Source organism: Klebsiella sp. WOUb02 (assembly GCF_050058015.1).
In the GTDB taxonomy this organism is placed as follows: Bacteria; Pseudomonadota; Gammaproteobacteria; order Enterobacterales; family Enterobacteriaceae; genus Klebsiella.
Window position 1 is genome coordinate 488044 of sequence record NZ_CP170110.1, and the last position, 14575, is coordinate 502618.

At 55.5% G+C, this 14575-nt stretch carries 8 protein-coding genes and 4 pseudogenes; 9 read left to right on the forward strand and 3 right to left on the reverse strand.

Features of this window, described 5'->3' with window-relative positions:
• The first annotated feature begins 54 nt into the window (after positions 1-54).
• Positions 55-307 (forward strand): annotated as a pseudogene (locus ABOC21_RS09025) (DUF2766 family protein).
• Positions 308-343: 36 nt separating this feature from the next.
• Here the strand turns inward: ABOC21_RS09025 and ABOC21_RS09030 are convergent.
• Both ABOC21_RS09030 and ABOC21_RS09035 read right to left on the reverse strand, forming a co-directional pair.
• A complete protein-coding gene (locus ABOC21_RS09030; protein ID WP_426814311.1) occupies positions 344-2371 on the reverse strand; it encodes a heparinase II/III domain-containing protein in 2028 nt (675 codons plus the stop codon).
• Positions 2371-3615 carry an alginate lyase family protein gene (locus tag ABOC21_RS09035; protein ID WP_426814312.1) on the reverse strand — a complete coding sequence of 415 codons (1245 nt, stop codon included), beginning with the start codon at positions 3613-3615 and terminating at the stop codon, positions 2371-2373. The genes ABOC21_RS09030 and ABOC21_RS09035 overlap by 1 nt, the downstream gene beginning before the upstream one ends.
• Positions 3616-4169: 554 nt before the next feature.
• On the opposite strand from ABOC21_RS09035, the pseudogene ABOC21_RS09040 reads away from it, so the two are divergent.
• From ABOC21_RS09040 to ABOC21_RS09060, 5 genes and pseudogenes are all read left to right on the forward strand, one after another.
• Positions 4170-5460 (forward strand): annotated as a pseudogene (locus ABOC21_RS09040) (ABC transporter substrate-binding protein).
• Positions 5461-5471: 11 nt separating this feature from the next.
• Positions 5472-6413, forward strand: coding sequence for a carbohydrate ABC transporter permease (locus ABOC21_RS09045; RefSeq protein WP_426814313.1), 942 nt, complete (start codon positions 5472-5474; stop codon positions 6411-6413).
• A 9-nt stretch (positions 6414-6422) separates the two neighbouring features.
• A complete protein-coding gene (locus tag ABOC21_RS09050; protein WP_426814314.1) occupies positions 6423-7262 on the forward strand; it encodes a carbohydrate ABC transporter permease in 840 nt (279 codons plus the stop codon).
• A 10-nt stretch (positions 7263-7272) separates the two neighbouring features.
• The gene (locus ABOC21_RS09055; protein ID WP_426814315.1) at positions 7273-8367 is read left to right on the forward strand and encodes an ABC transporter ATP-binding protein; all 1095 of its coding nucleotides are present in this window, start codon (positions 7273-7275) and stop codon (positions 8365-8367) included.
• Positions 8368-8374: 7 nt separating this feature from the next.
• Complete coding sequence (locus tag ABOC21_RS09060) at positions 8375-9523, forward strand: alginate lyase family protein (RefSeq protein WP_426815450.1); 1149 nt, start codon at positions 8375-8377, stop codon at positions 9521-9523.
• Here ABOC21_RS09060 and ABOC21_RS09065 read toward each other — a convergent pair.
• Positions 9520-10022 (reverse strand): annotated as a pseudogene (locus ABOC21_RS09065) (non-heme ferritin-like protein). The gene ABOC21_RS09060 and the pseudogene ABOC21_RS09065 sit on opposite strands and share 4 nt — an antisense overlap.
• Before the next feature lie 915 nt (positions 10023-10937).
• On the opposite strand from ABOC21_RS09065, the gene ABOC21_RS09070 reads away from it, so the two are divergent.
• The 3 genes and pseudogenes from ABOC21_RS09070 (at position 10938) to araH (ending at position 14491) form a co-directional block, all read left to right on the forward strand.
• Entirely contained in the window at positions 10938-11918 is a 981-nt protein-coding gene (locus ABOC21_RS09070) for an arabinose ABC transporter substrate-binding protein (protein ID WP_095101634.1), read from the forward strand.
• A gap of 60 nt (positions 11919-11978) precedes the next feature.
• A pseudogene (gene araG, locus ABOC21_RS09075) lies at positions 11979-13495 on the forward strand (L-arabinose ABC transporter ATP-binding protein AraG).
• Positions 13496-13510: 15 nt separating this feature from the next.
• Positions 13511-14491, forward strand: coding sequence for an L-arabinose ABC transporter permease AraH (gene araH, locus ABOC21_RS09080; RefSeq protein WP_426815451.1), 981 nt, complete (start codon positions 13511-13513; stop codon positions 14489-14491).
• Positions 14492-14575 lie beyond the last annotated feature (84 nt).

Consider the following 14575-nt stretch of genomic DNA (forward strand, 5'->3'; position numbering starts at 1 on the left):
TTTTATCTCGACCGATTTAGGGTACTATTACGCTCCTGCAAAAAGGAGTAAAAAATGTCTCAACGCCTTACCGAACAAGACGAGCTGGTTTCCGACGTCGTTGCCTGTCAGACTGGTTATCAAACAGATCCTCGACGTCATTGACGTTATCGCCCCTGTAGAAGTGCGCGAAAAGATGGCTACTCAGCTTAAAGCTATCGATTTTTCTGGCCACCCCTCGTCATCCGACCCGGTTACGATGCGCGCGGTGCAAAAGGCGATTGCCCTGATTGAGCTGAAGTTCACCCCGCAAAGCGAAGCGCACTAATCAGTAAATAAAAAATGGCGCCGGAGCGCCAAAAGATCACGATAGCGGGGAGTGAGGGGCGTGCCGAAAGGGGGCCGATACGCTGGGGAGCGCGCCGCGATCGCCGCTAATTGCGATCCGGGTCGCTCCGTCGGCTCGCCACAGCGTAAGCCGGGTGCCGCAATCGTCATGATGGACGCTCACGTCCGTCAGCGGCATTTGGCTGGCAAAATCCCAGAGACAGAGGAAGCGCGTCTGAGGTTGATGGCTGCGCATCACCAGATAGCTGAGTTCGCCCAGCGCGGGATTATCGGGCGCATAGCCCTGCCACAGCTCCCCGTCGCCGGCTAGCCACAGTGCGAAGGTTTCGCTCCCGGCGGCAAAGTGGCGCGGTTGGCAGTTCTGCAGCGGCACCATCGTGGCTCCCCGCATCTTTTGCAGCGGCCCGCTCAGCGCGAACGGCATCGCCAGGCCGCTTTGATCCAGCGCCCGTGCCGCCAGGTGCAGCGTGAAGTCCAGCTGCTGTCGATGCGGGTTGTCGATCGTCGCAAGATCGATCAGGACATCGCCCGCCCACAATAGCTGCCGGCGAAACCGCACGTCTCGCCAGGCGGCGCTGTCCCACTCTATCCGCGTATGGCTGTTTAAAACCGGCGGGGGAGAACGCCAGTCAACTTCGCCGTCCAGCCACTGAAAATCCTCGCCCTGATGCCAGCCGCTGATGTTGGTGTTGGCCGGCGGCTGGTTGCCCTGATTAATGGATAACGTGTTGTGGGTAGCGCTTTGCTTGTAGTAGTCGTAATGCATACGCGCGCCGTATCCGGTAGTGCCGAGGTCGGGAAGCAGCGCGCGATCCCGGTGCCAGATGAGCAGGCTCAGCCGGTCATAATGGTCGTGCTCGCCGCCGTAGGGGCTGTGTTTTATCATCACCACCCGCTGCTCTGCGGGCCGTCGCCAGAGCGTTAGCCCGGCGCCGGGAGCATATAACGAGTTTGTCGGAATCAGCGGCGGTACGTCGTCGGGAAACGGCGCATCGCGCCAAAGTAGCGCATCGAGAGTCAGGTCGTCGCCCACCGTGTGCCTGAGCACGGCGGCATAGCGCGGATCGCGCCAAATATGCCACGCAAATTCATAGATATCGTTGTGGTACAGCTTTTCCTGTCCCGGGAGGCAATCATTGAGCCGGGGGAAGGTACCGTCCGGGAGTAACAGCGAGAGCGGAAAGCTGAGCATTTTTTTATACCATGGCCCATCAATCAGGCTCCAGCGCGTGCCGCGGGCCAGCTTTTCGAAGGCAAAAAAGCCCTCCAGCGCGTAGTAGTGGTAATGAATTGACCCTTCGAACCACAGCCCTTCGCTAAGCAGCCCGTTCGCCAACTGCCAGCGCAGCCCGTAGGTTTGGTTAACGGCAAAATCAAGCAGCTCTTCGTCCTGCAGCACGAAGCCGAGTACCGCGAGGGCGGCGCTGATTTTAACTTCATGGTTATGAATCTGCGGGCTGCGGTGCTGGCGCAGAAACAGCGCCGCGCAGCGCAGCAGGCGGCTGCGAATATGCTGCTGCTGTTCGGCGGATAGCGTCTGCGCGATAAAGTCGTATCCCAGAGCCATCTCAAGAATACAGTTGGCTTCACAGAGCGTCTGGGCGTTCATTTTGCCCGGTCCGTTGTGGGGAATATCGCCATGCACTTCATAATCGGGATAGACGTCGGCATAGCCAATGAGCAGCTCGGCGACTTTACTGGCGTAACGCTGCTCTCCGGTCAGGCGCCACAGTAATCCCAGACGATAGCAGGCGCCGGCATTTCGGCCGTTCAGTTCGCGCCACCACGCGCCGTCGTACGGCTCGCCGCTGAAGATTTCATCATCCACCGGGCAGCGGTGGCGAGTGGGTGAATCCGCTTGCCAAATCAGGCGTACGCTATGCTGCGGACAAAAATAGTACAGATTCCAGCTGGCGATGCCCGTCTGCGGGATCTGCACCGGCATCGCTAGTTCGTCCGCATGTTCAGATGCCAGTTTCGCCACCTGCGTAGCGTTGGCTGCTCGGGCCGCAATCGCCGGCCACAGCCCGGAAAATTGGATCATTATTTGCTCTCTCCATCCCTGGACTGCAGAGGTAACGGCGCGATCAGGGTCGTAATATCATCCGGATATTTCTCCTTCAGCCAGCGGGCTTTCTGCACAAATTCATTATCCTGCGGCCACGCGTGCGCGGCGGAGGCGAGGTTAAACAGCGCCTTTTTATCCTCAGGTTTATCCAGGTCTTTCCATGGCCAGGTTTTATCGCTATTGATAAAGCCGGCAATGTACTGATAGCCCTTGCGCAGGCTATGGTCGTCAAGAGAAAAGTTCCAGATATCGACTCCGGTCTTTTCGCCCAGTCGGCCAAGTTGACTGTAGGCTTCGAGGTTAAAATTACTGTAGTGCCAGGGACGGGTACGCTCGATCTCCGCCATCTGGCGGCCTTGACCGTCAAATTGCCCGGCGATTCGGCGCAGCTGCGTGATTTGCAAGCGCTTTTTCGCCTCGTCGCTTTTGCCGCTAAACAGCGCGAAGGTGGCCGCCTGCAGGTCAAACCACGTACCGTGATTGTTGTGCCAGTTATCCTCTTCAAAGCCGTTTTTGCTGGTGGTCATCCAGGAGTAGAAATCGCCAAACCACCGCTGCAGATGATGGTAGTCATCTTCGCTGAGCTGCCCGGATGGGCGCAACAGTTCGATGGCATCCACGACGCTAACCAGCGCCCGGCTATCAATAATTCCGATGCCGCGGCCGGTATTAATACCGGGAATCGCCTGGGCGTATTCAAGATTTGGATTCATCCGCGTGCCGGGAGAGAGAAACCAGCCGCGTATCTGCGCCGCGGCCTTTTCGGCATAGCGCGCATCGCGAGAGAAGTACCAGGCGAGGGCGAGGGTGTAAACATCATTACTCATCTTGACGAGGCGGTTTTTATCGGTCGCGTCGCTGTTGGCATCGGGGTTGGTTTGCCCGTCTTTACGGATATACGGCAGCCCGTCTTTCGTCTGCGGATCCGGCCACCAGTAGGGAGGGAAGCTGTAGTAATCGTGCTTATCGCCGCTGGCGGAAACCAGGCTCTTGTCCATCACCGAAAACAATGGATGCTTGAGTGCGGCATCGGCCCGGGCCAGCAGCGCGCTCTGCGCCCGGACAAATTGCGGATTACCGTCGGCAATTTGCTGGCGACTTTGCGCCAGATCGTTGATATCGAGAATCAGCGGCGCCGACTCTGCGGCATAAAGAGAGCTGGTGATAGCCGAAAATATAAATGCGCAGCACAATACTCCCCGGCCTGACAATGTTGCCATAGCGATAATCCTTCAGTTTGAAAATGGCCCCGACGCGTTCGTATTCAATATGCGAAAATATTGAGAAGGCGTCATTAAATAATAGTTAGATACGGCGTGAAATGATGTTTCATTCACGATGAGGTGCAGTGTAAAAGACAAAATAATTTTTTTTGTGATACAGATCCTACTTACGTGCTTGAGCGAAAAACGGCTGAGGAAGTGTGACCCATCACGCTATATTGGCCATTTCTCTAATAAATTTGAGTTTATAAAATAATATTTGTTATTTTTATATTATTGATTTTATTTGTTATTTTAAATTTGTCACTTTACATGTAACTTTTTGGTGTGATGTGCGTCACTATTTTTTATATTGAAACGCGATTTCTTTTTTAGCAGGTTGTAATGATAAATAGCTTCCGATTTAATATTGGGGAAAAGCTAAATTAGTCTCCTGATATACCACCAATAAAAATAAGTGTTTTGTGTTTTAAAATAACAAGGGTGCAAGGTAATAACCGATGAGGGTTATTATTTTGACCTTTTAACCCTACGATAAAGGATATGAAACCATGTCTGAGAATAAATTACGTTCCCTGTTACTCCTTTCTGCTTTGGGGCTGGGGATGGGGCAAAGCTATGCCGCAACCACGCTAAACGTTTGGATCCGGGCGAGTAATGACTCGAAAAACATTTATCAGCAGGAGGCGCAGACCTTTGAGAAGCAGAGCGGCATCAAAATAGAATATTTTAATGCGACCACCGATTTTGAGCAGCGCCTGGCGCGGGCGGCGGCGGGAAACGCGCTGCCGGACCTGATTTTTAACGACGCGGTGTCCCTTGGACAGTTTATCCAGCTTGGCATTGCTGACGAAATCGACCCTGCCACTATTGCCGGCGGCGACCAGCCTCTACCCGACGGCCTGGGAGAGCACGCGCTATGCGGACGGAAAATATTATGGCGTACCAACTTCAGCGCAAACCTTCGCGCTGTTTGTGCGTAAAGACTGGCGGGAAAAGCTGGGGCTAGCGCAGCCGAAAAGCTGGGACGATATCATGACTCTCGCCCGGGCATTTACCACCCAGGACCCTGACGGCAACGGCAAAAATGATACCTATGGTTTTATTGTCCCGGCATCCAGCACCCGCGGCTATGCCAGCTGGTTTTTAAGCACCTTTATCTGGCAGGCGGGAGGGGATTACGTTGCAATGAAAGAGGGGCGGTTTAGCGCAACGCTGAATACCCCCCAGGTTGCGCAGGCGGTATCGTTTATCCGCACCATGATGTGTGAAAAAGTGGCCCAGCCGGGGGCGATTAATGCCACCACTGCGGATGTGATCCCCTCATTCCGCTCCGGGCAAAGCGGAATGTTCTTCAGCGGCCCTTACCACATCAACCTGTTCGATAAAGATCCCGGGAAAGATAAATTTGAGGTTATTCCGCTGCAGGGACCGCAGGGGGAAGCGACTCTTGCCGAAGGCACGACGGTATTCCTGATGAAAAGCAGCAAGCAAAAAGAGGCGGCGCGTAAATTTATCGAATTTATGATTTCCCCGCAGGGCCAGGAAATCGGTATGGGGAAAGGCAGTAAGCATATTCCGGTGGTTCGTCTGGCGGTCAACAAAAATGTGGATGTGCAAAGCGTCTACCAGGATACGCGCTGGGCAACCTTCTCCCGTTTGTATAACCAGCACGGCCGCTATGTGCCGCAGGTCCCGAACTGGACGCCAATCCGGCAGATCACCGCAGATGGTTTCAACCGGATCCTTGCGGACTGCCAGAGCGATATCTCTGCTGAACTCAACGCCCTGAACGGTAAAGTTGACGCTGAGCTGGCAAAACAAAACGTGCTGGCTAAGTGAGGCATTGACGGATGAGCGTGCAAGAGACTAAAGCGTCGGCTCTGACGCCGGCAGCATCACCGGCGGCAAGCCGTTGGCTCACCGCCAGGGGCAAACGAAAGCTGATCCCATGGCTGTTTTTAGCTCCGGCGTTGATTATTTTTACCTGGTTTAAGTTTATCCCCATGATTCAGGGGCTGATCATGAGCTTCTATAAGGTGAACTTTAACCAGCCCGATGAATGGGTTGGCTTTGCTAACTTTACCCGCGCGTTTGCCGATGCTGAACTGCATTCGGCGGTGATCAATACCCTGCTTTACGTTGTGGTAACGATGTTTGCCGCCGCGATTTTAGCCTTTTTCCTGGCGATGCTGCTGGAGGGACCCGCCCGCCATCTGCGCTTTATTCGTACGGCGATCTTTCTGCCGGCGGTGACCAGCGCGGCGATTGTCGCCGAGATGTGGCGCATCCTGTTTAACCCTACGGCAAACGGCGTGATAAACCACGTGCTGAGCTGGTTCGGCATTGATGAACAGGGCTTTCTGGCCAGCTCCGACCAGGCGCTTGGCGTCATCATGCTGCTGCATATCTGGAAAGCCGTACCGTACAACATGGTGATTTTTATCGCCGGATTAGCCGGCATTAGCCGCGATCTGTATGACGCCGCGAACGTCGATGGCGCCAGCTGGTGGAACCGCCTGCGCTACGTCACCTTGCCCGGCATGATCCCCGCGCTGTCCGTTGTGCTGATGCTTTCATTTATTCGCGGTTTTCGCGTATTTGCTGAAGTTTACGCCACGACCGGCGGCGGGCCGTCAAATGCGACCGAGATGATCATGACCCACATCTATAAGCTGGGATTTGAGCAGTTCGATTATGGATACGCGTCGGCGGTGTCGTTCCTGCTGTTCGCCTTTACCGTCGTGCTGACCATTGCCCATATCACTCTCAAAAAACGTATTGCCCGTTATTAAGGAGCCTTCATGTTAAATAAACGCTGGGAGAGCGCCGGCCGCTGGTGTATTTACGCGATATTGCTGGTGGTCTTCGTCGGGCCGTTCTGGGGGATCGTCGCCACCGCATTCAGCGGTGCCCCGGTGAAGCCCGGAGAGCTGCTGGCCTGGCCGCAGGCGTTCTCGCTGGATAACTTTATCTTTGCCTGGCAGGACATTGGCGTCTGGCAATATCTGCTGAACTCCATTCTGGTGGTGTTTTTTGGCACCATTCTGCAGGTGGCGGTGAGCGCGCTGGCCGCTTATGCCCTGGCGCGGAAGAAGTTTCGCGGCGTGGCGCTGGTGAGCCTGGTTATTTTGTCGACCATGATGCTGCCAGAAGAGGTTATCGCCATTCCGCTGTACATGATTATCAACTGGCGCCTGCCGCTGATCGATGCCTCGCTGTACAACAGCTATCTCGGCATGATTCTGCCGGTTGTCGGCTGGGCGTTCTCCATTTTTGTGCTGACCGAATTTATGTCAGCGATTCCAAAAGAGCTTGAGGAGGCGGCGCGAATCGACGGCGCCAATGAATGGCAGATTTTTTTCCACGTTATTCTGCCGTTAGTCAAACCGGCGCTCGGAACTGTCGTTACGTTCGGCTTTATTATGATTTGGGATCAGTACCTGCTGCCGCTGATCGTCATCAACCAGGATAGCCTGAATACCATACCGGTGATCCTCGGCACGCTGCGCACCGATGAAAGCATTACGCCAAATATTTTTATCGCCATTAACCTGCTGGCAATGCTGCCCAGCATCATCGTTTACCTCGGTCTACAAAAACATTTCAATCGTGGGATTATGTCCGGCGCGGTCAAAGGATAAGGAGAGTGTGATGGGTGCCGTTGTTCTGAATAATGTCCGTAAATCGTACGGCGAGGTGAACGTCATTAAAGACGTCTCATTGACCATTCCGGATGGTGAATTTTGCGTGCTGGTGGGCCCAAGCGGCTGCGGTAAATCAACGCTGCTGCGGATGATTGCCGGGCTTGAGGAGATTTCCGCCGGGGAAGTGCACATCAACAGCAAGAACGTGACCGACGTTGAGCCGAAGCTGCGAGATATTGCGATGGTGTTTCAAAGCTATGCGCTCTATCCGCAGATGACGGTGCGAGAAAATATGGGTTTTGCCCTGAAAATGGCCAAACTGGCTAAGGCGGAGGTCAATCGCAAGGTCACCGAGGCCGCCGCGCTGCTGGGCCTCGAGCCCCTGCTGGAGCGCCTGCCGAAGGATCTTTCCGGCGGTCAGCGCCAGCGGGTGGCGATGGGGCGCGCTATCGTACGCAAGCCGCAGGTCTTTTTGTTTGATGAGCCGCTATCCAACCTCGACGCCAAGCTTCGTACCCAGGTCAGAGGCGAAATTCGCGAGCTCCACCGTCGGCTGAAAACAACCTCGGTCTACGTTACCCACGATCAGATAGAAGCGATGACGATGGGGCAGATGATTGTTGTCCTGCGCGACGGGCGCATTGAGCAGGCGGGAACGCCGCTGGAGTTGTACGACAGGCCGGCGAATCTCTTTGTGGCAGGGTTTATCGGCTCACCGGAAATTAATCAGCTGTCGGGGGAAGTTGAGCGCGACGGCGACAGGGCAAGCCTGCGGCTTAAGGATGGCTCAACGCTCATGCTGCCGTCTGGCCTCGCGGTTAAGCACGGGCAGCAGGTGATTTACGCCATCCGTCCTGAGCAGGTCAACGTGGTGAAGGAGGCCCGGGAGGACGCCATCGCCGCGCGAATCACGGCTATCGAAAATACCGGCTCGGACGTTCAGCTATTCTGCGAAACCGGAGGCGGCGCGTTTACGTCGGTGTTCAAGCAGCGTCTGGAAGTACGGGAAGGCGAGGAGCTGTGGCTGCAGCCGAGGCTCTCCGGGGTTCACCTTTTTGACGCCGGCAGCGGTTTACGCATTGGCGACGAGGAGAGTGAATAAAGTGACGATGAAGCTGTATGCCCTCGACCAACGCTATCTGGAGAATGCCCAGGCCAGCCTGAAGCAGCCTTTTTCACCGCTGCAGCCCGCGCTGAGCAGCCTGCTGGCGGAGGCGGACAAGCGGTGCCGCGAACAGCCGGAGAGCGTGGTCCATAAAAAGCTGCGGCCGGTCAGCGGCGATCCGCATGATTATTACAGCCTGGGTACCTACTGGTGGCCCAACCCGCGGCGGCCCAATGGGCTCCCCTACATCCGCCGGGATGGACATACCAACCCGCAGTGTGAAAACAATGACACGGATACGGCCCGCGTGATTCGGATGTGCGAGCGCTGCATGACCCTGGGGCTGGCGTGGTATTTTAGCGGCAAGAGGCAGTACGCCCAGGCGGCGGCGCTACAGATCCGCTGCTGGTTTCTTGACGCGGATACGCGAATGAATCCGCATCTCAACTACGGACAGGCGATCCCTGGCATCGTCTCCGGCCGCGGAACCGGCCTGATTGATACGCGCCTGCTGTGGATGGTTATTGATTCCATCGGCCTGATCTCCCCGGCAAAGGTGCTCGATACCGATGATATTATTGGCCTCCACCAGTGGTTTCGCGATTTTAACCACTGGATGTATTACAGCGAAATCGGCCATTCCGAATACGTCTGGCATAACAACCACGGGACCTGGTATGACGCGCAGAGAGTGGTGAACGCCCTGTTCTATGGTGACAAAGGGCTGGCCGCGCGAGTTGTCGAGCAGGGGATAACTCAGCGTATGGCGGCGCAAATCGATCGCGACGGCAGGCAGACGATGGAGCTGGAGCGCACGATGCCGTTCCACTACTCGCTATTCAATCTTGAAGCGCACCTGCTGCTTAACCGCTATGCCGAACACGTTGATATCGAGCGCTGGAACGCGATCTGCGACGGGCGCGGCGTAAAGCAGGGAGTTGATTATCTGGTGCCGTTTATTCGCGAACCCGATCTGTGGCCCTACAGCGATTTGCAGGGCATTGTCTGGGACAGCGCCCTGCGGGTGCTGCTGCAGTCTCTGCGCGGCTATGGCAGCCAGAGCGGAGGCTATAAAGATGCGCTGCAGCGGTTCCCTCCGGCTTCGGCCAGCCTGAAGGAGCGGCTGATGTGGTGTCCGCCGGAGCGGTATTAATGGTGCTCCTGAGCAACCAAATCCATCAGGCAGCGGTCGGTTTGCTGCAGGCAGATGCCGGCCTTATCGGCGTTACGCACCTCATCGAGGACGGTTTGCAGGAGAATGCCGTCTGCTGCTGCTCTTTCTCTAACAGGGTTAAAAAGCGCCAGGTGGAATCATCGCTTTGCGCTTTGGCTTCTTCTGCCAGCCCGGCGAGCAGGCTGCTGCGCTGTTCATAGTCGGCAAGGGTTTGGGTAAAGAGATCTTCGAGGGAGCGACACTCCTGACAAGGGATCCCCTCGGCTTTCACGATAGGCCACTCGCCGCCCTTTTTCATAAAATCGAATACCCGCATCATCAGCGTGATGCTGGACTGCGCCCGGGTGCGAAGAAACGTCGCGGTGCCGTCCAAGCGCTGCTGCGCGCACCATTCGCTCAGGTGCAGATACGAGTTCGATGCGCGGAACTCAAGATTCATCTGGTTATTCAGCTTTTGAGCCATTCCTGCAACTACCATAAAATATCCTTATTAATCTGGAAGGGGGCCTTCGCGGATTGAGATCCTGCGCCTTCAACAGCGGAAAACGAGGCCTTCACGCGAAAATTTACTGGGCGGATAATATAATTCCGCGCTCTCCATAAGCGATCGGGAATGATATTTCCGGTGTCCACAAATAGAGAATACGCTCATAATTCACTTAAGAAAACTCCTGGTTGGCGGGATTTGCGTTTAGTTACACCCTCCGCTGGCCGCAGGCTATCTGGCAGTGTTTTCATGAGTGTGGTGGTGTTTAATGAATTGATTCTATTTGATTTTAACTATTCCTCTGGCGGGATTGTTAAAGCATTCATGCATATTACGTAGCTGTATGATGTTTATATCAGCCGCGCGTAATGAAAATAAATTCTGCACCTGTTTAATCACGTCATTTTATTGTCACAGTTTCACCGGCTAATATTGCGCTGGATCATTTTTAATCGTTATTGCGGAATATATCGCGTAATACTATTTCAGGGAGATGAAGCTGTAGTTAATAAAGCACGATGTCGCTTTTCCGTCTGAAATCGTCGGAGGAGGGGCCGGGGGATTGCAGAGAGCACTGCCGATTGCGGGCCCGTACCCTGCCAGGATTCCGCTGAAGCGTATTACAGGGATAACTCTGCTGATGATATGGATAATCCTGCTGATTTCTGCGCTAATTGTCTGACAATTAGCGCATTTTTTATGTCATTTTTCGCTGAATTTATGCACTCAATTACTGTAATTCCGTGATGTGATAACCCTCTCGTATGGAGAATTGATTTCCGGCTATTACTATTTCCACAACGACATCGTTGGATGAGTTTTTCCTAATGCCTTGTTTTAAGTCTGATAAAAATTTTTAGATCCGATATTTCCCTACATGAAAGCGAATTTAAGCTGGAGTTTACCATGCACAAATTTACTAAAGCGCTGGCGGCGATCGGTCTCGCTGCGGTTATGTCACAATCAGCTATGGCGGAAACGCTTAAGCTCGGTTTTCTGGTCAAGCAGCCGGAAGAGCCGTGGTTTCAAACTGAATGGAAATTCGCCGATAAGGCCGGCAAAGATTTAGGTTTTGAGGTCATTAAAATCGCGGTCCCGGACGGCGAAAAAACGCTCAACGCGATCGACAGCCTGGCCGCCAGCGGCGCGAAGGGTTTCGTCATCTGTACCCCGGATCCGAAGCTCGGGGCGGCGATTGTCGCCAAAGCGCGCGGCTATGACATGAAGGTGATCACCGTCGACGATCAGTTTGTTAACGCCAAAGGTAAACCGATGGAGAGCGTTCCGCTGGTGATGATGGCCGCCAGCGAGATCGGCGCTCGTCAGGGCCAGGAACTGTATAAAGAGATGCAAAAACGCGGCTGGGAGGTGAAGGATACCGGAGTGATGGCGATTACCGCCGATGAGCTCGATACTGCGCGTCGCCGCACGACCGGTTCGCTGGACGCGCTGAAAGCCGCCGGCTTCCCGGATAAACAGATCTACCGCGTGCCGACGAAATCCAACGATATTCCCGGCGCCTTCGATGCCGGCAACTCGATGCTGGTCCAGCACCCGCAGGTAAAACACTGGCTGATCGTCGGGATGAACGATAACACCGTCCTGGGCGGCGTTCGCGCCACCGAAGGGCAGGGCTTCAAGGCGCCGGACGTGATTGGTATCGGCATTAACGGCGTTGATGCGGTCAACGAGCTCTCCAAAGCGCAGGCCACCGGCTTCTACGGCTCCCTGCTGCCCAGCCCGGATATCCACGGCTACAAAACCAGCGAGATGCTCTACAACTGGGTCACGAAGGGCGCCGAACCGCCGAAATTCACCGCGGTCACCGACGTCGTCCTGATTACTCGCGATAACTTCAAAGAAGAGCTGGCGAAAAAAGGGCTGTAAGGCCTGCTAACCATGTCTCCCGCAGCGGCGGGAGGCTGAGCGCAGTAGAGCGGAGTCGTTATGCAACAGTCTACCCCTTATCTCTCATTTCGCGGCATCACCATGACTTTCCCGGGCGTTAAAGCGCTGTCCGATATTAGCTTTGACTGCTATGCCGGCCAGGTTCACGCCCTGATGGGAGAAAACGGTGCCGGAAAATCCACGCTGCTGAAGATCCTCAGCGGCAACTATATACCGACCGCGGGCAGTCTACATATCCGCGGCCAGCAGACTGGCGTTCAGCAACACCACCGAGGCGCTTAACGCCGGGATCGCCATTATTTACCAGGAGCTGCACCTGATACCGGAAATGACCGTCGCGGAAAATATCTACCTCGGCCAGCTGCCGCATAAATACGGCATGGTGGACCGCAGTCTGCTTAATTACGAAGCGCGGCTGCAGCTTGAGCATCTGGGCCTGGATATCGATCCGCAAACGCCGCTGAAGTATCTCTCTATCGGTCAATGGCAAATGGTGGAGATCGCCAAGGCGCTGACGCGCAACGCCAAAGTTATCGCCTTTGATGAACCGACCAGCTCCCTTTCCGCCCGCGAAATTGACAACCTGTTCCGGGTGATTCGCGAACTGCGCCAGGAAGGGCGGGTCATTATTTACGTCTCGCACCGCATGGCGGAGATCTTTGCCCTGAGCGATGCGATCACCGTCTTCAAAGATGGCCGCTACGTACGCACCTTCGACGATATGCAAGCGGTGGACCACGATGCGCTGGTACAGGCGATGGTGGGGCGCGATTTGGGCGATATCTACGGCTGGAAGCCGCGCGCGTACGGCAAGGAGCGCCTGCGTCTGGAGCAGGTAAAAGCGCCGGGCGTGAGAACGCCGGTTAGCCTGGCGGTGCACAGCGGAGAGATCGTCGGTCTCTTTGGCCTGGTGGGAGCCGGGCGCAGCGAGTCTGCTGAAAGGGCTGTTTGGCGGCACCCGGATCGCCGGCGGTCAGGTGTACATCGACGGGGAAGCCATCGATATTCGTAAACCGGCGCAGGCCATTCAGGCCGGGATGATGCTGTGTCCGGAGGATCGTAAAGCCGAAGGCATTATTCCGGTGCATTCGGTGCGCGACAATATCAATATCAGCGCCCGACGTAAGCATGTTCGCGCCGGCTGCCTGATTAACAACGGCTGGGAGGCGCAGAACGCCGACCAACATATCCGGTCCCTGAATATTAAAACGCCGGGACCTGAACAGCTGATTATGAACCTCTCCGGCGGTAATCAGCAGAAGGCGATTTTGGGGCGCTGGCTCTCCGAGGAGATGAAGGTGATCCTGCTCGACGAGCCGACCCGCGGTATCGACGTCGGCGCCAGGCATGAAATCTACAACGTCATCTACGCGCTGGCGGCATCCGGCGTGGCCGTGGTCTTTGCCTCCAGCGATTTACCCGAAGTGCTTGGCGTTGCGGACCGTATCGTCGTGATGCGCGAAGGGGAAGTGGCGGGTGAGCTGCTGCATGAAGATGCGAATGAACAGCAGGCGTTAAGCCTTGCGATGCCAAAAGTGAGCCAGGCGGTCGCCTGAGTAAAGGAGCCAATGATGTCCTCTGTTACCACCTCAAATACCCGTCGAACCACCTTCAGCCTGGCCCGTATCTGGGATCAGTTTGGGATGCTGGTGGTCTTTGCCGTGCTGTTTATCGGCTGCGTGATTTTTGTGCCAAACTTTGCCTCTTTCATCAATATGAAAGGGCTCGGGTTGGCGATTTCGATGTCCGGAATGGTGGCCTGCGGGATGCTGTTTTGCCTGGCATCCGGCGATTTTGATCTGTCGGTCGCGTCGGTTATCGCCTGCGCTGGCGTAACGACCGCCGTGGTCATCAACCTGACGGAAAGCATGTGGATTGGCATTGCCGCCGGCCTGCTGCTGGGGGTGCTAAGCGGCCTGGTCAACGGCTTTGTTATCGCCCGGCTGAAAATCAACGCCCTGATCACCACCCTCGCGACCATGCAGATCGTTCGCGGGCTGGCCTATATTATCTCCGACGGCAAAGCGGTGGGGATTGAAGATGAGCGCTTCTTCACCCTCGGCTACGCCAACTGGTTCGGCCTGCCGGCGCCGATTTGGCTGACCGTGGGCTGCCTGATAATCTTTGGCCTGCTGCTGAATAAAACCACCTTCGGTCGTAATACCCTGGCAATTGGCGGCAACGAAGAGGCCGCGCGCCTGGCCGGGGTGCCGGTAGTGCGTACCAGGATTATTATCTTCGTTATCTCCGGCCTGGTTTCGGCCGCGGCGGGGATTATTCTGGCGTCGCGAATGACCAGCGGCCAGCCGATGACCTCGATTGGCTATGAGCTGATTGTGATCTCCGCCTGCGTGCTGGGCGGCGTGTCGCTAAAAGGGGGGATCGGCAAGATTTCATACGTGATCGCCGGGATCCTGATCCTCGGCACCGTCGAGAATGCGATGAACCTGCTCAATATCTCGCCCTTCTCGCAGTACGTGGTGCGCGGCGTGATCCTGCTGGCGGCGGTTATCTTCGATCGCTACAAGCAGAAGGCAAAGCGCAGCGTGTAAATACCCTAACCTTTCAGTTTAATCCTGGAATATCGCCAGCGCCCGCTGCGCTGGTGATAACTATCAAAAATGGCGAGCTCCGTC

Coding starts and splice junctions, on each gene's coding strand:
- ABOC21_RS09030 (WP_426814311.1), bottom strand. CDS start 2,371: ATGATCCAATTTTCCGGGCTGTGGCCGGCGATTGCGGCCCGAGCAGCC.
- ABOC21_RS09035 (WP_426814312.1), bottom strand. CDS start 3,615: ATGGCAACATTGTCAGGCCGGGGAGTATTGTGCTGCGCATTTATATTT.
- ABOC21_RS09045 (WP_426814313.1), top strand. CDS start 5,472: ATGAGCGTGCAAGAGACTAAAGCGTCGGCTCTGACGCCGGCAGCATCA.
- ABOC21_RS09050 (WP_426814314.1), top strand. CDS start 6,423: ATGTTAAATAAACGCTGGGAGAGCGCCGGCCGCTGGTGTATTTACGCG.
- ABOC21_RS09055 (WP_426814315.1), top strand. CDS start 7,273: ATGGGTGCCGTTGTTCTGAATAATGTCCGTAAATCGTACGGCGAGGTG.
- ABOC21_RS09060 (WP_426815450.1), top strand. CDS start 8,375: ATGAAGCTGTATGCCCTCGACCAACGCTATCTGGAGAATGCCCAGGCC.
- ABOC21_RS09070 (WP_095101634.1), top strand. CDS start 10,938: ATGCACAAATTTACTAAAGCGCTGGCGGCGATCGGTCTCGCTGCGGTT.
- araH (WP_426815451.1), top strand. CDS start 13,511: ATGTCCTCTGTTACCACCTCAAATACCCGTCGAACCACCTTCAGCCTG.